Source organism: Micromonospora sp. NBRC 101691 (genome assembly GCF_030269285.1).
Classification (GTDB): domain Bacteria; phylum Actinomycetota; class Actinomycetes; order Mycobacteriales; family Micromonosporaceae; genus Micromonospora; species Micromonospora echinospora.
Window position 1 is genome coordinate 1 of sequence record NZ_BSTB01000017.1, and the last position, 16362, is coordinate 16362.

The window sequence follows — 16362 nt, forward strand, 5'->3', positions numbered from 1 at the left end:
AACGACTCGTCGCCTACCTCGTCCCCACCGACAACAGCACCATCGACATCGGCGACCTCCGCCACGACCTCGGCGTGAAACTGCCGGACTACATGGTCCCCAGCGCCTACGTGACCATGACCGCCCTGCCGATCACCGCCAACGGCAAACTCGACCGCAACGCCCTGCCGGAGCCGACTGACGACCCGACCCGCAGTCCCCGGCAGGACGTGCTCTGCGAGCTCTTCGCCGCCGTCCTCGGCCTGCCCGACGTCGGTGCCGACGACGACTTCTTCGACCTCGGCGGCCACGCGCGGCTCGCCGGAAGGCTGGCGGCCCGGGTCCGCGCGATCCTCGGCGTCGACATGGACGCCCAACTCCTCGTCGACCACCCCACCGTCGCCGCCCTGGACGCGCGACTGCCGGCACACCCCTGACCTGTCACGCGCCGGACCTGCCGTCATCGACCGTGGCGGCAGGTCCTCCGACCCACCTACTCACACGGAGCGAGGCCAGACATGAGCGACGACGAGGAGTTCACCGTCCACGACAGCGTGGCCATCATCGGCATGAGTGGCCGTCTGGCCGGGTTCGACTCCGTCGACGAGTTCTGGCGGGGACTGGTGGCCGGGGTCGACGGCTCGCGCACGTACGCGGACGGGGAACTCGCCGCGGCGGGCGTCCCGGCGGCGGACATCGCCGACCCGGCGTACGTGAACATCGGTTACCCGCTCGTCGCGCCGGGTCTCTTCGCCGCCGAGTTCTTCGACGTCGGCCCGGCCGAGGCGGAGGTGACCGACCCGCAGCACCGGCTCTTCCTGGAGTGCTGCTGGACCGCGATGGAACACGCCGGGCGGGCCCCGGGCGGGGACCACGGACGGGTCGGTGTCTTCGCCGCCGCGTCGGCGAGCACGCACCTCGCCGAGCGGGTCGTGCCGTCCGAGCGGGCCGCGCGCATCGCCCACCCGTTGCAGGTGGCGGTCGGCAACGACGCGGGCATGCTCGCGTTACGGGTCGCGTACAAGCTGAACCTGACCGGCCCGACCCTCACCGTCTCCTCGGCGTGTTCGTCGTCGCTGGTGGCGGTGCACCTGGCCTGCCAGAGTCTGCTCACCCACGAGTGCGACACGGCGCTCGCCGGCGGCGCGACCGTCCGGCAGCTCGATCCGACCGGCTACCGGCACGAGGAGGGCGGCATCCTGTCCCGGGACGGGCGGTGCCGGCCCTTCGACGCCGACGCCACCGGCACGGTCGCCGGTGACGGGGTCGGGGTGGTGGTGCTCAAGCGGCTCGCCGACGCGCTCGCCGACGGCGACCACGTGCACGCCGTCATCCGGGGGTCGGCGGTCAACAACGACGGCTCCGCGAAGGTGGGCATCACCGCGCCGTCCACCACGGGTCAGGTGGCGGTGATCCGGGACGCGCTGGCCGTGGCCGGATTCGCCCCGGAGACCGTCGACTACGTCGAGGCGCACGGAACCGGCACCGCGCTCGGCGACCCGATCGAACTGCGGGCGCTGGCGGAGGCGATCGGCGCGGTGCCCGCCGGCTCCTGCCGGGTCGGGGCGGTCAAGTCCAGCATCGGTCACCTGGACGTCGCCGCCGGGGTCGCCGGTCTGATCAAGACGGCGCTGGCGATCGAGCACCGCTTCGTCCCGGGCACGCTGCATTTCCGCCAGTTGAACCCAGCTCTGGAGCAGCCCGACAGCCCGTTCCGGATCACCGCCGAGGGCGAGCCGTGGCCGGTCACCGACCATCCGCCCCGGGCCGGCGTCAGCTCCTTCGGCATGGGCGGCACCAACGCGCACCTGCTGTTGGAGGCGGCCCCGGCCCGCCCGGTCGCCGCCGCGAACCGTCCCGTCCAGTTGCTGCCCCTGGCGGCGCGGACCGCCGACGAGCTGACCGCCGCCGCCGCGCGCCTGGCCGACCACCTGGCCGACACCGCGCCCGGCCCGGCCGAGCTGGCCGACGCGGCGTGGACGCTCCAGGTGGGGCGGGCCCGGTTCCCGCACCGGCGGGCCGTCGTCGCCACCGACGCGGCCGACGCCGTGGCGGCGCTGCGGGCCGCGTCGACCGGAGCGGTCGTCGACGGGCCGCCGTACGTGGTGTTCCTCCTGCCCGGCCAGGGCACCCGGTTCGCCGGTGTCGGCGCACGGCTCTACGAGAGCGAGCCGGTGTTCCGCGCGGCGGTCGACGAGTGCGTCGCCGCGTTCGCCCCGCACCTGGACTGGGACCTGGGGGCGCTGCTCGTCGGGCGGGGCACGTCGGGACTGCCCGACGACCCCTCGGCGGAGACCGGCTACGCGCAACCGGCCATGTTCTGCCTCGACTACGCCGGTGCGAGGCTGCTGCGTTCCTGGGGCGTCGCGCCGGACGCGATGGTCGGTCACAGCCTCGGCGAGCTGGTGGCCGCCTGCCTGGCCGGGGTGTTCGACCTGGCGGACGCGGCGCGCGTGGTGGCGGCCCGGGCCCGGCTGATGCAGGAGCTGCCGGCCGGGCGGATGGTGTCGGTGGCCCTCGCCGAGAGCCGGCTGCGGGCGGTGCTGGACGGACACGGCACGATCGCGGCGGTCAACGCGCCCTCCTCGTGCGTGGTGGCGGGCACCGAGGCGGAGATGGCGGTGGTCGAACGGCGGCTCGCCGAGGTCGGCGCGGTGACCCGGGTCCTGCCGGTGCGGCGGGCCTTCCACACCGTCCACACCGAACCGGCGCTGCGCGCCTTCGCCGACGTGCTGCGCACCGTGCGGCTGCGCCCGCCGACGGTGCGGTTCCTGTCGAACCTGACCGGAACGTGGATCACCGACGAGCAGGCCACCGACCCGCAGTACTGGGTGGCCCACGTCCGGGGGCAGGTACGGTTCGCGGCCGGGGTGGCGGTGGCGGCGGCGTGTCCGAACCCGCTCTTCGTGGAGGTGGGGCCGGGCCGAGGGCTCGGCAACCTGGTGCGGGCCGGCGCGTACGAGGGTCGCCCCCCGGTGGTGGCGCTGCTGGCGCCGCCGCCCGGGGAGGCGGAGCGGCACGGCGGGACGGGCACCCACGACGAGCAGCGGAGCGTGCTCGCCGCCCTGGCCGAGCTGTGGCAGCACGGCGTGGAGGTGGACTGGGCGGCGCTGCACGGTGGCGTGCCCCGGCGGCGCACCCCGCTGCCGACGTACCCGTTCACCCGTACCGACTTCCTGCTGCCCCGGGTGGCGACGGCGCGGCCGGCCGGGTCGCCGGCCGGGACGCCGGTCTGGTTCCCGGCGGCGCTGCCCCGCGACGCGGCCCGCGTGCCGGACCGGTGCGACTGGCTGGTCCTCGGCGACGGGTGCGGGTGGGGTGACGACGTCGCGGCGGCGCTGCGCGCCGCCGGCCATCCGGTGCGCCGGGTCGCCCGGGGCGACGCGGACGGCGAGGCCGACGCGGTACGGCCGGAGACCTGGGAGCGCCTCGTCCGGGACCGTACGGCCGACGGGCCGGTGGACCGGGTGCTGTACGCCGGGGACGACGACGTCGATGTCGCGGTGGCCGCGCTGGTGGGTCTCGCGTGGGCCCTGCACGCGTCCGCGCCGGACCACCCGGTCCGCGTCGACGTGCTGACCGAGGACCTGCGGGAGGTCGCCGGCTCCCGGGTCCGGGCACCGCACCGGGCCGCGCTGGACGGGGTCGTCGCCGTGCTCGCCGCGCGGTATCCGGCGCTGCGCTTCCACGTCGTGGACGTCGGGTCGGTGACCGGCGACGCGGACCGGGACCGGCAGCGCGACCGGCTGCTCGCCGAACTGGCGGCGGACGTGGACGACACGCACGTGGCGTACCGGGGGGCGCGGCGGTTCCGGCGGGCCCTCGTGCCCGTGCCGGCGGGACCGGCCGGTGTCGTGGCGGGCGGGGGCTACCTGGTGACCGGGGCCGACCGGGAGACCGGGCTGCGCCTCGGTGCGGAACTGGCGCGTTCGGGCGCCCGGGTGGTGCTGACCGGCGCTCCGGGAGCGCCCGATCCGGCCGGTCCGGACGCCACCGGCCCTCTCGCGGCGGAGCTGGCGCGGCTGCGCGCCGACCGACCGGACGCGGTGAGCTGGGTACCGGCCGACCCGGCCGACGCCGACGGGCTGCGCCGGCTGGTCGACACGGCCCGGGAGCTGCTCGGTCCGCTGCACGGGGTCGTGCACGTCGCCGGTCCGCCGTCCGTGCCGGAGCCGGTCGGCCGGCGCGTCGACCGGCTCCGGGCCCTGGCCGACCTGCTGGCCGGTGCCGACCTGGACGTGCTGGTGCTGGTCACCGGGCTGGGCGGGGCCGACCCGCTGACCGAGGAGGCGGTCGCGTCCGCCGTGGGGGCGTTCGCCGAGCGACGCACCGCCGACGGGTGGGCCACGACGGCCGTACGCCTGCGCCCCGGGGTCGACCCGGACGGCCCGGCGGGGCCGGTGGCGGTCGTCCGGGCGGCGCTCGGCGGCGGTGTGCCGCAGGTGGTCGTCACCGCGCCGCCGACGCCCGTGGCCGGCGACGTGCTGCCGGACGGGATCGCCGCCGGGGATGCGCCGCCGGACGCCGTGGAGACCGGGGACGAGGTCGAGCGGACCGTCGCCGAGGTGTGGCGGGAGGTGCTGGGCGTGTCCGGCTTCGGGCTGGCGGACGACTTCTACCAGCTCGGCGGCAACTCGCTGTTCGCCATGCAGATCGTCGCCCGGCTGCGGCAGCACTTCGGTGACCTGCCGATGAGCGTCATCTTCGAGGCGCCGACCGTGACCGGCCTGGCGGCGGCGATCCGGGTGTGGCGGGGCGAGGGCATCGGACTCGACGAGTTCGAGGCGCTGTTGGCGGAGATCGAGGCCAGCCCGGCGGTGGGCGGCGTCGGAGGTGGTGACCGTGTCTGAGCGTCCCTCGGTGGCGGACCTGAACCGGCGGCTCGCCGCCCTCTCCCCGGAACGTCGGGCGGCCCTGGAGCAGGCGATGCGGGCCCGGGCCGTCAGCCTGCCGCCCGAGCTGGCCGCCCCGGCGGCCCGCGCCGCGGCCCAGCCGGGCCGGCGGCGCCGCCCCACCAGCCGGATGGCGTTCAGCCTGTTCTTCTTCTCCGGAGACGGCTCCACGCAGGACGGGGAGAAGTACCGGCTCCTGCTGGACTGCGCCCGGTTCGCCGACGAGCACGGCTTCGCCGCGGTCTGGGTGCCCGAGCGGCACTTCGTCGACTTCGGTGGCCTCTACCCGAACCCGTCGCTGCTGGCGGCGGCGCTGGCGGTGACCACCCGACGGGTGCAGCTGCGGGCCGGCAGCGTCGTCCTGCCGCTGCACCACCCGGTGCGGGTCGCCGAGGAGTGGGCGGTGGTGGACAACCTCTCCGGCGGGCGGGCGGCCATCTCGGCCGCCTCCGGCTGGCATCCGGACGACTTCGTCCTCGCGCCCGGCGGGCCCGACGGTTTCCCCCGGCGCAAGGACGCCATGTTCGAGGCGATCGAGACCGTCCAGCGGCTCTGGGCCGGGGAGACGATCGACGTGTCGCGTCCCGACGGCAGCGTCCGGGCGGTGCGTACGCTGCCCCGACCGTTGCAGCCGAAACTTCCCGTGTGGGTCTCGGCGGCAGGTTCGGTGGAGACGTTCGAGCGGGCCGGCGCGATCGGGGCGAACATCCTGACCGGCGTGATCGGGCACCGGCTGGTGGAGCTCGGCGAGAAGATCACCGCCTACCGGGCGGCCCGGGCGGCGGGCGGGCACGACCCGGAAGCCGGCACGGTCACCACGATGGTGCACACCTTCCTCGGCACCAGCAACGAGGAGGTCCGTGGGCTGGTCCGGGAGCCGTTGATCGACTACCTCGGCACGTTCCTGCGGCAGCACCAGGGCATCGAGGGCGGGTTCGGCGCGCTCGACGACGACGCCCGCGCGGCGATGCTCGACGCCACCTTCGAACGCTACTTCCAGTCGCTGGCGCTGCTCGGCACGCCCGACAAGTGCGAGGCCCTGGTGGAGGACCTGGTCGACGTCGGCGTCGACGAGGTCGCCTGCCTGGTCGACTTCGGCCTGTCGCCCGACACCGTACGCGACGGTCTGCGTCACCTCGCCGACCTGCGCGACCGTTACCAGAGTTCGGAGGGACCCACGGATGAGTGACCTGTCGGCCCGGCTGGAGCGGCTCACCCCCGCGCAGCGGGCCCTGCTGGACCGTCGGCTCGCCGACCGGCAGGCCATGGTGGGTGTGGGGGCCATCCCCCGTCGGGCGCGGCGGGACCGGGCCCGGCTGACCGACGCCCAGGAGCGGGTCTGGCTGCACCGCCAGCGTCTGCCGGACGACCCGGCGCACAACGTGCCGTCGGCGTGGCGGCTGCGCGGCCGGCTGGACCTCGACGCCCTCACCCGCGCGGTGCACGCCGTGATGGCCCGGCACGAGGTGCTGCGGAGCACGTACGAACTGGACGGCGACCAGCCGGTGCAGGTGGTCCACCCGCACCTGCCGTTCACCATCCCGACGGTCGACCTGCGCGACCTGCCCGCCGAGCAGCGGGAGGAGCGGATGTGGCAGGAGGCACGCGCCGAGGGCAACCGCCCCTTCGACCTGGGTGTCGGCCCGCTGCTGCGGATGCTGCTGATCCGGCTCGCCGACGACGAGCAGGTGCTGGTCCGCATCTTCGACCACATGATCTGGGACCGGGCGTCGATGGGCATCTTCGGGCAGGAGGTGGCCAACTTCTACCGCGCCTACGTCGAGGGTGGGACGTACGACCCGCCGCCGCTGCCCATCCAGTACGGCGACTACGCCGAGTGGCAGCCGCAGTGGATCGAGCGGGAGGTCCGGGTCCGGCACCTGCCGTACTGGCGGCGTCAGTTGGCGGACGTGCCGCCGGCGCGGGAACTGCCGACCGACCACCCCGAGCGGCGGGGCGCCACCAACCGGTCCGGGCAGCGCTACTTCCGCCTGTCGCCGGAGTTGACCGAGGAGTTGCGCCGGTTCGCCCACGAGGAGCGGACCACGCTGAACGTGGTGCTCCTCGCGGTGTGGAAGTTCCTCCTGCACCGGCTCACCGGCGCGGAGGACGTGGTGGTGGGCACCAACTCGTCCACCCGTCGGCGGGCGGAGACCGAACCGCTGATGGGGCTCTTCCTGACGATGTTGCCGCTGCGGACCACCGTCCGGTCGGAGCTGACGTTCCGGGAGCTGGTGGCGGCCACCCGCCGGACGATGACCGGTGCCCTCGACCACCACGACATCCCGATCGGCGTGATCCTCGACGAGCTGAACGTCGGCCGGGGCGTGGGGCTCGGCGCGCTCTACCGGGTGGCCTTCATCATGGTCGACTTCCGGCACGAGGCCCCCCTGACGATGGCGGGCCTCGAACTGGAGCCGCTGATGCTGGAGAAGCAGACCGTCACCATCGACCTGAGCATCGGCTACTTCGACGAGGCCGGCGAGGACCACGTCTACGGCATGATCGAGTACAACGCCGACCTCTTCGCCGCCGACACCATCGAGCGGATGTGGCAGCAGTTGGACCTGCTGCTCCACGGGGCGGTCGCGACGCCCGACCGGCCGATGGCGGAGTTGCCGACGCCGTCCGGGGACGGGGACCGGTGACCGGCGGCGGCAGCGACCCGGCTGGCGGGACCCGGACGACGTCTCCGGGCCGGGTCGCACCGACCGGACCGGGCCTGCTCGCCCGGGTCGTGGCCCACGCCGACCGTACGCCGCGCGCCCTGGCGGTCCGCGCCGCCTCCGGGTGCCTGAACTACGGCGACCTGGTCACCCGGGCCGGGGCGGTCGCCGGGTTGCTGCGGGGGCGTGGGGTGACCGTCGAGTCACCGGTGGGTCTCTGCCTGCCCCGCTCGCCCGAACTGGTGGCGGCGCTGCTCGGGGTGCTGTGGGCGGGCGCGGTGGCGGTGCCGCTGGACCCTGCGGCGGCGCGGATGCGGCTGCGTCTCCAGGCGGCGGACGCGGAGCTGGTGACGGTCCTGGCGACGGCGACGACGGCCGAGTGCGCGGCGTCGGTCGGCGTGGCCGTGACCCGGGTGGACGCGGCCCCGGCTCCGGCCACCGTCCCGCTGCCCGACTGGTGCGCCGAGCGCGCGGCGGTGGTCGTGCACTCGGCCGGGGTGGAGGAGGAGCCGAGACCGGTGGTGGTGACCCACGGCAACCTCGCCGGCCTGGTGGACTGGCTGGTGGACGGCTGGCCGGCGGACACCTTCGACGCGGTGCGGGTCGACGCGCCGCTGGACGGGCACGTCGCCCTCTGCCAGTTGCTCGCGCCGCTGGCCGTCGGCGGGACGGTGCTGGTGGGCGACCCACCCCACGGTGGCGACACCGCCGGCCGCCCGCACGGTGGCGACGGGGACGACCCGGCCGGCGTCGGCGGGGCGGGTGCCCCCAGCGTGCGGATCGGGCCGCCCGCCCCGGGCGGGGAGGCGGTCGCGTTGCTGCTCACCGGCGGGCCGCTCACCGCCGTGCCGGCCGGTGCGGCCTGCTGGTCGGCGTGGAGCGCAGCCGAGGTGGGCGGGCCGGCGCTGGCCGCCGCGTGCCTCGGAGACGATGTCCGGGCGCTCGGCGAGCCCCGCCCGGACACCACCGTCCACGTGCTGGACGAGGCGCTGCGGCCGGTGCCGGTCGGCGCGGTCGGTCGCCTGCACCTGGGCGGCGGGGCGGTGACCCGGGGATACCACGGGCAGCCGTCCCTGACGGCGGAGCGCTACCTGCCCGACCCGTTCACCGCCACGCCCGGTGGGCGGATGGTCGCCACCGACGACCTGGTACGCCGCGACGCCGACGGCGTGCTGCGGTGGGTGGGCCGGGTCGACGAGTGTCCCCGGCGGGACGGGGAGCCGACCCCACCGGTGGAGGCGCAGGCCGCGTTGCGGCGGCATCCGGGAGTCGCCGACGCCGCAGTGGTCTGCTCCCCCGCCGGGGAACTGGTCGCGGCGACGGTGCCCGTCCCGGGTGCCGGACCCACCGCCGACGGGTTGCGGTCCCACCTGGCCGGGTTGCTTCCGGCGCGGCTGCGGCCGGACCGGGTGGCCGTGCTGGACGCGCTGCCGCTGCTGCCGTCCGGCAAGGTCAACCGGCGGGCCCTGCTCGGCGCGGTCCTGCGGGTGGAGCGGGCGCGGGCCGCGCAGGTGGAGCCGACGTCCGACCGGGCCGAGCCGGTGCTGGCGGCGGAACGGACGGTGGCCCAGGCCTGGGCGGCGGTGCTGGGCCGGCCGGTCGAGGCCGACCGCAACTTCTTCGACGCGGGCGGGGACTCCCTCCTGATGATCAGGTTGAGTGGGGTGCTCCGCCGGGCGTTCGACCGGGACGTCGACGTGGTGGACCTCTTCCGCCTGCCGACCATCCGGGACATGGCCGCCCATCTGGCCCCGCCGGTCGCCGTGGCGAGCGGGTCCACGCCGACCGGGCCGACGCCGGCCGAACGGCAGGCGCGGGCCCGGCAGGAGGCCCGCCGCCAGATGGGGCGGGCGCGGGGGGCCGGACGGGACTCGTGACCGGACGGGTCGGTCCCGGAGGCGGTCGCCGGCTCCGGGGCCGACCCGGACCTATTCATAGTTCTCAATTGATTGGTAGCCTGGGCGCACCGTTCACCGCTGATCGGAGGCCCTGTGGACAGACGACCGACGTTGCGACTCGCCGCCGCGCTGACAGCCGGCGCGCTGACCATCCCGCTCGGCGCCACCGCCGCCCACGCCGACCCGGTGGTGCCCCGGCACGCGATCGTGGTGTGCCAGAGCGCCAGCTTCTACGCCAACTACGACTCGGCGGGCGGGCCGACCGGACTCAAGCGCACCCTCTACTACGGCAACAAGATCGGCCACACCCCGGGCGCGCACCCGGTCTACAACGGCTGGGCCGCCTCCTTCGACTTCGGCCCCAACGACTGGGGCTACCTGCGGCACGAGTGCATCGGAGGGTACGACTCATGGTGAACCCCGTCGTCCGCCGGATCGGCGCGTCGGTCGCGGTGGCGGTCGCCGTGGTCGCGCTCACCCCCACCACCGCGTCGGCCGCCAACGGCACCATCGGCGTACGGGAGACGGTCTGCGCCAACGACCTCTTCGTCCGCACCCAGCCGGTCGGCGCCTGGATGGGCACCCTCTACCGGGGACAGACCTTCCTCGTCGAGGGTCCCCGCAGCGGGGGCTACGTCTACGGCTTCGCCTACGGCGACATCAACCGGCGCGGCTGGGTGCAGGACGGCTGGTTCTGCTGACCCGGGAACGTCAGCCCCGCCCGCTACGCTCCGCGCACCGACACGACGGACGAGAGCGACATGGGCACCGGGGACGCCGGGCCGTGTGGCGGGAGCTGTGGGCGGAGTCGGCCGACCCGACGAGGCGTTGCGGACGGCCGCCGGCCTGCGGACCGCGCTGACCGGCTGACGAGCCGCCCCGCTCCCCGACGACCCGAGGGGAGCGGGGCGGGCCGGTCAGGGCAGGGTCACGCCGTACGCGGCGAGGATCTCCATGATCGGCTGGTAGTAGGTCGTGCCGCCGGAGGTGCAGTTGCCGCTGCCCCCGGAGAGGATGCCGAGGATCCGCCCGGTGGCCGGGTCGTAGAGCGGACCACCACTGTCGCCCGGCTCGGCGCAGATGTTGGTCCGGATCAGACCGGACACCGAGCCCTGGGCGTAGTTCACCGTCTGGTTCAGGGCGAGCACGGTGCCGCACCGGACCCCGGTGGTGGAACCGGTGCGGCAGACCCGCTGACCGACGTAGGCGTTGCCGACGCCGTTGATCGGAAGCAGGCCGGGGTAGGTGTACACCGCGCTCGGGTGGGGGATCGAGGTGTTGGTGTACCGGACGATGCCGTAGTCGTTGCCCGGGAAGCTGCTGCCGGTACGGCTGCCGAGCACCGTGGTCTGGCCGCCGTTGGCGTACCAGGTGGCGCCGGTGGCGGTGCAGTGTCCGGCGGTGACGAAGTACCACGTGGTGCCGCTGCGGACGTTCGCGCCGAGCGAGCAGCGTCCGCCGCCCCCGGCGTAGACGGCCTCGCCACCGGCGATGAGGGTGGTCAGCCGGCCCGGCTCGTGGCGCAGCACGGCACCGGCCCGGGCGGCGGTCGCGCGCAACGCGGCCACCTCCGCGGCGCCGACGGTGTCGTCGACGGTGAGGGTCATCCGCCCGGTGGCCGGGTCGAGGCCCCAGGCCGTGCCGGCGGTGCGCACCTCGGCGAGGACCGCCGCCGCCCGGGCCGGTTCGACGGCCTCGGGGGCGGCGGGTCGGGCGTGGGCGGCGGCCGGCGCGGCGAGGAGCAGCACCGCCGCGAGCAGGACGGGGAACGGGGAACGACGCATGCGGACCTCCGCTGATCGATATTGCTGAATATCGATACAGCATCCACCCCTCCCCGGCGACATTCAAGCGACGGCGGGTGGCGTCGGGCCGGACAGGGCGAGCCGCCGGGCCCGGCGCGGTGTCCGGCCGCAGGTGGTGCGGCTGCTCGCCAGGCAGGCCGCGCCGGGCTCGGCCCGGCGCGACGACACGCTCAGCGCAACGGCCGGAAGAACGCGCGGACGTCGGCGACGAAGAGGTCCGGCGCCTCCAGCGCGGCGAAGTGCCCGCCCCGGTCGAACTCCGACCAGTGCACGATCGTGTGCTGCCGTTCGGCGAGCGCCCGGACGGTCAGGTCGCCCGGGAACACCGCGCACCCGGTCGGCACGCCGGAGTTCGGCGGCTGGGCGCCCCACTGCGCCGACTCCCGGTACAGCCGGACCGACGAGGCGAACGTCCCGGTCAGCCAGTAGAGCGTGACGTTGGTCAGCAGCGTGTCCCGGTCCACGGCGTCCTCGGGCAACGCCCGGGACGGGTCGGTGAACTGCTGGAACAGGTCGACGATCCAGGCCAGCAGGGCGACCGGCGAGTCGTGCATCCCGTACGCCAGGGTCTGCGGGCGGGTCGACTGCATCACGGCGTACCCGAAACGTTCCCAGCCGGGGTCGGTCAGCACCGCCAGGCGCTCCCGGTCGGCCGGGGACCACGTCGCCTGCTCCCCGGGGTCGTCGTCCCAGGCGGGGAAGAAGAACGGGCCGTTGAGGTGGACGCCGACCACGCGATCCGGGGCGATCCGGCCCAGTTGGGCGGAGACGAACCCACCGGCGTCGCCGCCCTGGACGCCGTAGCGCGGGTAGCCGAGGCGGTCCAGCAGCGCGGCCACCACCTCCGCGTGGTGCTCGGTGCCGCCGTCGCCCACCCGGCCGGACAGCCCGGAGTAGGCGAACCCGGGCAGCGACGGGACGACCAGGTGGAACGCGTCGCCGGGGTCGGCGCCGTGGGCGCGCGGGTCGGCCAGCGGGCCGAGCACGTCGAGGAACTCGACGAACGACCCCGGCCAGCCGTGCGACAGCACCAGTGGCAGCGCCGCCGGCTCGGGCGAGCGGACGTGCAGGAAGTGCACCGGTTGTCCGAGGATCGCGGTGCTGAACTGCGGCAGGGCGTTGAGGCGGGTCTCCACCGCGCGCCAGTCGTATCCGGTGCGCCAGTGGTCGACGAGCCGCCGGAGGTACTCCCCGGGCACGCCGTAGGACCAGCCGACGTCGGTCGGCTCGACGGGCCAGCGGACCTGGGCCAGCCGTCGACGGAGGTCGTCCAGCCGCTCCTGGGCGACGGAGATGCGGAATGGTCGGACGTCGGGTGCGGTGCTCATGACGCAGGACGCTGCCAGCCGGTGCGGACAGCTCCGGTCCGCACCGGCTGGCAGGCTTGGCCGGGTGATCGACGGTGCCGGCCGACTCCTCGCCCTGCTCTCCCTGCTCCAGGCCCGACGCGACTGGTCCGGCACGGAGCTGGCCGCCCGGCTGGGTGTCACCACCCGCACCGTGCGCCGGGACGTCACCCGCCTGCGGGAGCTGGGATACCCGGTGCACGCCGCCCCGGGCACGGCCGGGTACCGGCTCGGCGCGGGCCGCGCGTTGCCGCCCCTGCTCCTCGACGGCGAGGAGGCGGTCGCGGTGGCGGTCGGGCTGCGGACCGCCGCGATCGGCTCGGTGGCCGGGATGGAGGAGGCCTCGCTGCGGGCGCTGGGCAAGCTCGAACAGGTGCTGCCGGCCCGACTGCGCCACCGGGTGGCGGCGCTGCACCGGACCACGGTGCGGGCCGACGGCGCCGCAGCGGGGGTCGACCCGGCCGCGCTGCTGGCCGTCGCCGAGGCCTGCCACCGCCACGAGCGGTTGCGCTTCGCCCACACCGGGCCGGACGGACAGGTGTCGGTACGGTCGGTCGAGCCGCACCGCCTGGTCAGCCACGGCCGGCACTGGTACCTGGTCGCCTGGGACGTCGACCGCGACGACTGGCGCTGTTTCCGGCTGGACCGGATGGAGCCCCGGACGCCGACCGGCCCCCGGTTCGCTCCCCGCGCGGACCCGGACGGCGACGTGGTGGCGTACCTGAACCAGCGGCTGTCGACGTGGGCCTGGCCGGTACGGGCCACCGTCGTGCTGGACGAGCCCGCCGCCACGGTCGCCGCGCGGATCTGGCCGGGCATGGGCGTGGTCGAGGCGGTCGACGCCCACCGCTGCCGGCTGCACGTCGGCGCGGAGAACGCCAACGACCTGGTCTGGATGGTCACCTCGCTGGGGGTCGGCTTCACGGTGGTCGACGGACCGCCCGACCTCACCGCCGCCCTGCGTGCCCACGCGGCGCGGTGCCTGCGCGCGGTCGACCCCGCGTAGGACCCCGCTCACCGAGCGCCGACAATCTCACTGCACATCCCAGGATGTGAGAGATTTCTTGCTAACCCACTATTCCTATCGACAGCATAGGGAATCCGAAGATCGCCCATGTCAGGAGCGGTCCGCCCCTCGCCGCGACTGCGGCCGTGTACCGAGAAATGGGATGGCGATGACGCTCACGCAACCCGTCGGCGCCGAGGAGGTCGTGCGGTCCGGGACCCCCGCGACACCGCCGCACCGACCACCCTCCCCCGGCCGCCGGACCCACCTGACCCGGCCGCTGCCCGCCCTGCTGTTGCTGGGGCTCCTCGCCGTCGGCTGGCAGCTGATGGCGGCCACCTCCGGCAGCGCGCTGATTCCGGGCCTCCCGGAGATCGCCCGCGAACTGGCCGCCATCACCACCGGTGGCGAGCTGTGGGAGAACACCCGGGTCACTCTCACCCGGGTCGGGCTGGGCTTCGCCGTCGCGTTCGTCGTCTCGGTCGCCGCCGGCATCGCGATGGGTCGCAACGAGTGGCTCCGCCGGTTCCTGGAACCCGCCGTGCTCATCGGTCTGGCCACCCCGGGCCTGGTCAAGGCGCTGCTCTGTGTCATCTGGTTCGGAGTGAGCCTGCTCAACCCGATCCTCACCGTGGCGCTGGCCGCCGCCCCGGCGCTGACCATCAACGTCGCCCAGGGCGTCCGCGCGGTGGACCCGGCACTCGGCGAGATGGCGCACGTCTACCGCTTCGACGCGTTGACCCGGCTGCGCCACGTGTGGATCCCGGCGATCGTGCCCGACCTGTTCACCGGAGCCCGGCTCGGCATCGCGATGGCCTGGAAGGTCATCGTCCTGGTGGAGATCTTCGGCCTCGCCGACGGTGTCGGCTACCAGCTCAACCTGGAGTTCTCCCAGCACAACGTGGCCGGCGTGCTCGCCTGGACGATCGCCTTCGCCCTGGTCATGGCGGTCATCGAGTACGGCCTGGTGCAGACTCTGGAACGCCGGGCCACCCAGTGGCGGAGGGTGGCCGTGCGATGAGCGTCCGGGTGACCCTCGACCGGGTCGACAAGACCTTCACCAACCGGCGCACCGGCGAGCGGCAGCAGATCTTCCACGACTTCTCCCTCACCCTCGCCCCGGACGAACTGGTCGCCGTGGTCGGCGCGTCCGGCACCGGCAAGACGACGCTGATGCACCTGGTCGCCGGCCTGGAACGCCCCGACGCCGGCCAGGTCGACACCGGCGCAGCCCCACCCCGGGTCGGCATGGTGTTCCAGCAGCCCCGACTACTCGACTGGGCTCCGGTCGAGACCAACGTCCGGCTGGCCGCCCGCGCGGCCGGGGTGGACACCGCCGAGGTGGCGCGAATCCTCGACGCGGTCGGCCTGACCGACTACGCCCGCTCCTACCCGTCGGTGCTCTCCGGTGGGCAGCGCCAGCGGGTCGCGGTGGCGCGGGCCTTCGTCGTCCGACCCGAACTGCTCCTGCTCGACGAGCCGTTCAGCGCCCTCGACGAGCTGACCGCCCGGCGGCTGCGACTGCTGCTGCAGGAGTTGTGGCTGCGCCAGCCCCGCACCGGGCTGCTGGTCACCCACAACGCCCTCGAGGCCGCGTTCCTCGCCGACCGCGTGCTGGTTCTCGGCGACCGGCCCGCGCGGGTGGTGCGGGAGTACCGCATCGACCGGCCCCGCCCGCGCGGCCCCGAGGACCCCGACCTCTTCGACATCCACCGCCAGATCGTGGCGGCTCTCGCCTGACCCGGAAGGACCTCCCTTGTCCGCGTACCCCCTCGACCGTCGATCCCTGCTGCGCGCGGCCGGCCTGCTCGCCGGTGGTGCCGGCGCCGCCGCCCTGCTCGCCGCCTGCGGCGCGGACGAGCCGGCCAGCGCCGGCACCCGCCGCGCCAAGGTCCAGCCCCGCAGCCCCGGCACCGCCGGCGCCATCCGCGACTCCGTGGTCGAGCAGTTCGACCTGGACGGCAAGTACGGCCTCACCCTGGACCGCAAGGCCGGCGGCGGTCCCGGCGCCGGACAGGAACAACTGCTCACCGGGGTGCTGGACATCTTCGCCTTCGGCCCGCTGGGCGTGACCGAGGTGAACACCAGCGGCCACGACGTGGTCATCGTCGGACCCTCGCTGTGGAACCACGGAAGCTGGATCGTGCCGGCCGACAGTCCGTACCGGACGGTGGCCGACCTGAAGGGCCGCAAGGTCGGCGTCCAGCCGCCCAGCAGCGACACCTACCGGGCCGCCGCGCTCGCCTCGGCGGTCAACGGGATCGACTTCGCCCGGGAGTACCGCCTCTTCACCGGCCAGCCGATCGCCAACCTGGCGCTCTACGAGCGCGGCGACCTCGACGCGATCATCGCGATCGAACCCAACGCCACCCGGCTGGTCGCCAAGGGCAACCGGCAGCTCGCCTCGGTCAGCGAACTCTGGCAGCAGGGCACCGGCGACCGCAGTCCGCTCTTCCTCAACGGCACGGCGGTTCGCCGCGACTGGCTGACCGCCAACCGGGAGACCGCGAAGGCGTACGTGGACCTGACCGTGGAGGCCTGGCGGTTGATCAAGAAGGACCCGACGCTGACGGCCCGGTACCACGCCGACTACGGCATCCAGCCGGACGAGAAGAAGGCCGTCGAACTGCTGCCCGACCGGCTGGCGCCGGTGTACGGCGACGTCTGGGACGACACCGTCTTCGCCAACATCGAGAAGCAGATCGACGTGGCCCTGGAGGTCGGCATCCTGACCAGGCGTGCCGACCGGCCGGTGTACGAGAAGCTGTGA

Annotated in this window: 13 protein-coding genes; 11 read left to right on the plus strand and 2 right to left on the minus strand. The window is 74.7% G+C overall.

All coding sequences use genetic code 11. From position 1 onward, the window contains the following. The 7 genes from QSK20_RS23240 to QSK20_RS23270 form a co-directional block, all read left to right on the plus strand. On the plus strand, positions 1 to 416 hold a 416-nt coding region (locus QSK20_RS23240; protein ID WP_285790722.1), incomplete at its 5' end, for a phosphopantetheine-binding protein. A gap of 81 nt (positions 417 to 497) precedes the next feature. After that, the gene (locus QSK20_RS23245; protein WP_285790723.1) at positions 498 to 4829 is read left to right on the plus strand and encodes a type I polyketide synthase; all 4332 of its coding nucleotides are present in this window, start codon (positions 498 to 500) and stop codon (positions 4827 to 4829) included. Then, positions 4822 to 6060: a MupA/Atu3671 family FMN-dependent luciferase-like monooxygenase gene (locus QSK20_RS23250; RefSeq protein WP_285790724.1), complete on the plus strand. Its 1239-nt coding sequence runs from the start codon at positions 4822 to 4824 to the stop codon at positions 6058 to 6060. Before QSK20_RS23245 ends, QSK20_RS23250 begins: the two co-directional genes overlap by 8 nt. Next, on the plus strand, positions 6053 to 7519 hold the full coding sequence (locus tag QSK20_RS23255) for a condensation domain-containing protein (protein WP_285790725.1): 1467 nt from the start codon (positions 6053 to 6055) through the stop codon (positions 7517 to 7519). The genes QSK20_RS23250 and QSK20_RS23255 overlap by 8 nt, the downstream gene beginning before the upstream one ends. Further along, positions 7516 to 9414 carry a non-ribosomal peptide synthetase gene (locus QSK20_RS23260; RefSeq protein WP_285790726.1) on the plus strand — a complete coding sequence of 633 codons (1899 nt, stop codon included), beginning with the start codon at positions 7516 to 7518 and terminating at the stop codon, positions 9412 to 9414. Before QSK20_RS23255 ends, QSK20_RS23260 begins: the two co-directional genes overlap by 4 nt. 114 nt (positions 9415 to 9528) lie before the next feature. Beyond that, on the plus strand, positions 9529 to 9852 hold the full coding sequence (locus tag QSK20_RS23265; RefSeq protein WP_285790727.1) for a hypothetical protein: 324 nt from the start codon (positions 9529 to 9531) through the stop codon (positions 9850 to 9852). Next, on the plus strand, positions 9846 to 10136 hold the full coding sequence (locus tag QSK20_RS23270; protein WP_285790728.1) for a hypothetical protein: 291 nt from the start codon (positions 9846 to 9848) through the stop codon (positions 10134 to 10136). The genes QSK20_RS23265 and QSK20_RS23270 overlap by 7 nt, the downstream gene beginning before the upstream one ends. 216 nt (positions 10137 to 10352) lie before the next feature. Here QSK20_RS23270 and QSK20_RS23275 read toward each other — a convergent pair whose 3' ends face one another. Continuing rightward, the gene (locus QSK20_RS23275) at positions 10353 to 11219 is read right to left on the minus strand and encodes a S1 family peptidase (protein WP_285790729.1); all 867 of its coding nucleotides are present in this window, start codon (positions 11217 to 11219) and stop codon (positions 10353 to 10355) included. A 191-nt stretch (positions 11220 to 11410) separates the two neighbouring features. Beyond that, complete coding sequence (locus tag QSK20_RS23280) at positions 11411 to 12568, minus strand: epoxide hydrolase family protein (RefSeq protein WP_285790730.1); 1158 nt, start codon at positions 12566 to 12568, stop codon at positions 11411 to 11413. 64 nt (positions 12569 to 12632) lie between these two features. Between QSK20_RS23280 and QSK20_RS23285 the strand changes: the two genes are divergently transcribed. The 4 genes from QSK20_RS23285 (at position 12633) to QSK20_RS23300 (ending at position 16362) form a co-directional block, all read left to right on the plus strand. After that, positions 12633 to 13592 carry a helix-turn-helix transcriptional regulator gene (locus tag QSK20_RS23285; RefSeq protein WP_285790731.1) on the plus strand — a complete coding sequence of 320 codons (960 nt, stop codon included), beginning with the start codon at positions 12633 to 12635 and terminating at the stop codon, positions 13590 to 13592. Between the two features lie 169 nt (positions 13593 to 13761). Further along, positions 13762 to 14613: an ABC transporter permease gene (locus tag QSK20_RS23290; protein ID WP_285790732.1), complete on the plus strand. Its 852-nt coding sequence runs from the start codon at positions 13762 to 13764 to the stop codon at positions 14611 to 14613. Continuing rightward, positions 14610 to 15332: an ABC transporter ATP-binding protein gene (locus QSK20_RS23295; protein ID WP_285790733.1), complete on the plus strand. Its 723-nt coding sequence runs from the start codon at positions 14610 to 14612 to the stop codon at positions 15330 to 15332. Before QSK20_RS23290 ends, QSK20_RS23295 begins: the two co-directional genes overlap by 4 nt. A gap of 16 nt (positions 15333 to 15348) precedes the next feature. Continuing rightward, positions 15349 to 16362, plus strand: coding sequence for an ABC transporter substrate-binding protein (locus QSK20_RS23300; protein WP_285790734.1), 1014 nt, complete (start codon positions 15349 to 15351; stop codon positions 16360 to 16362).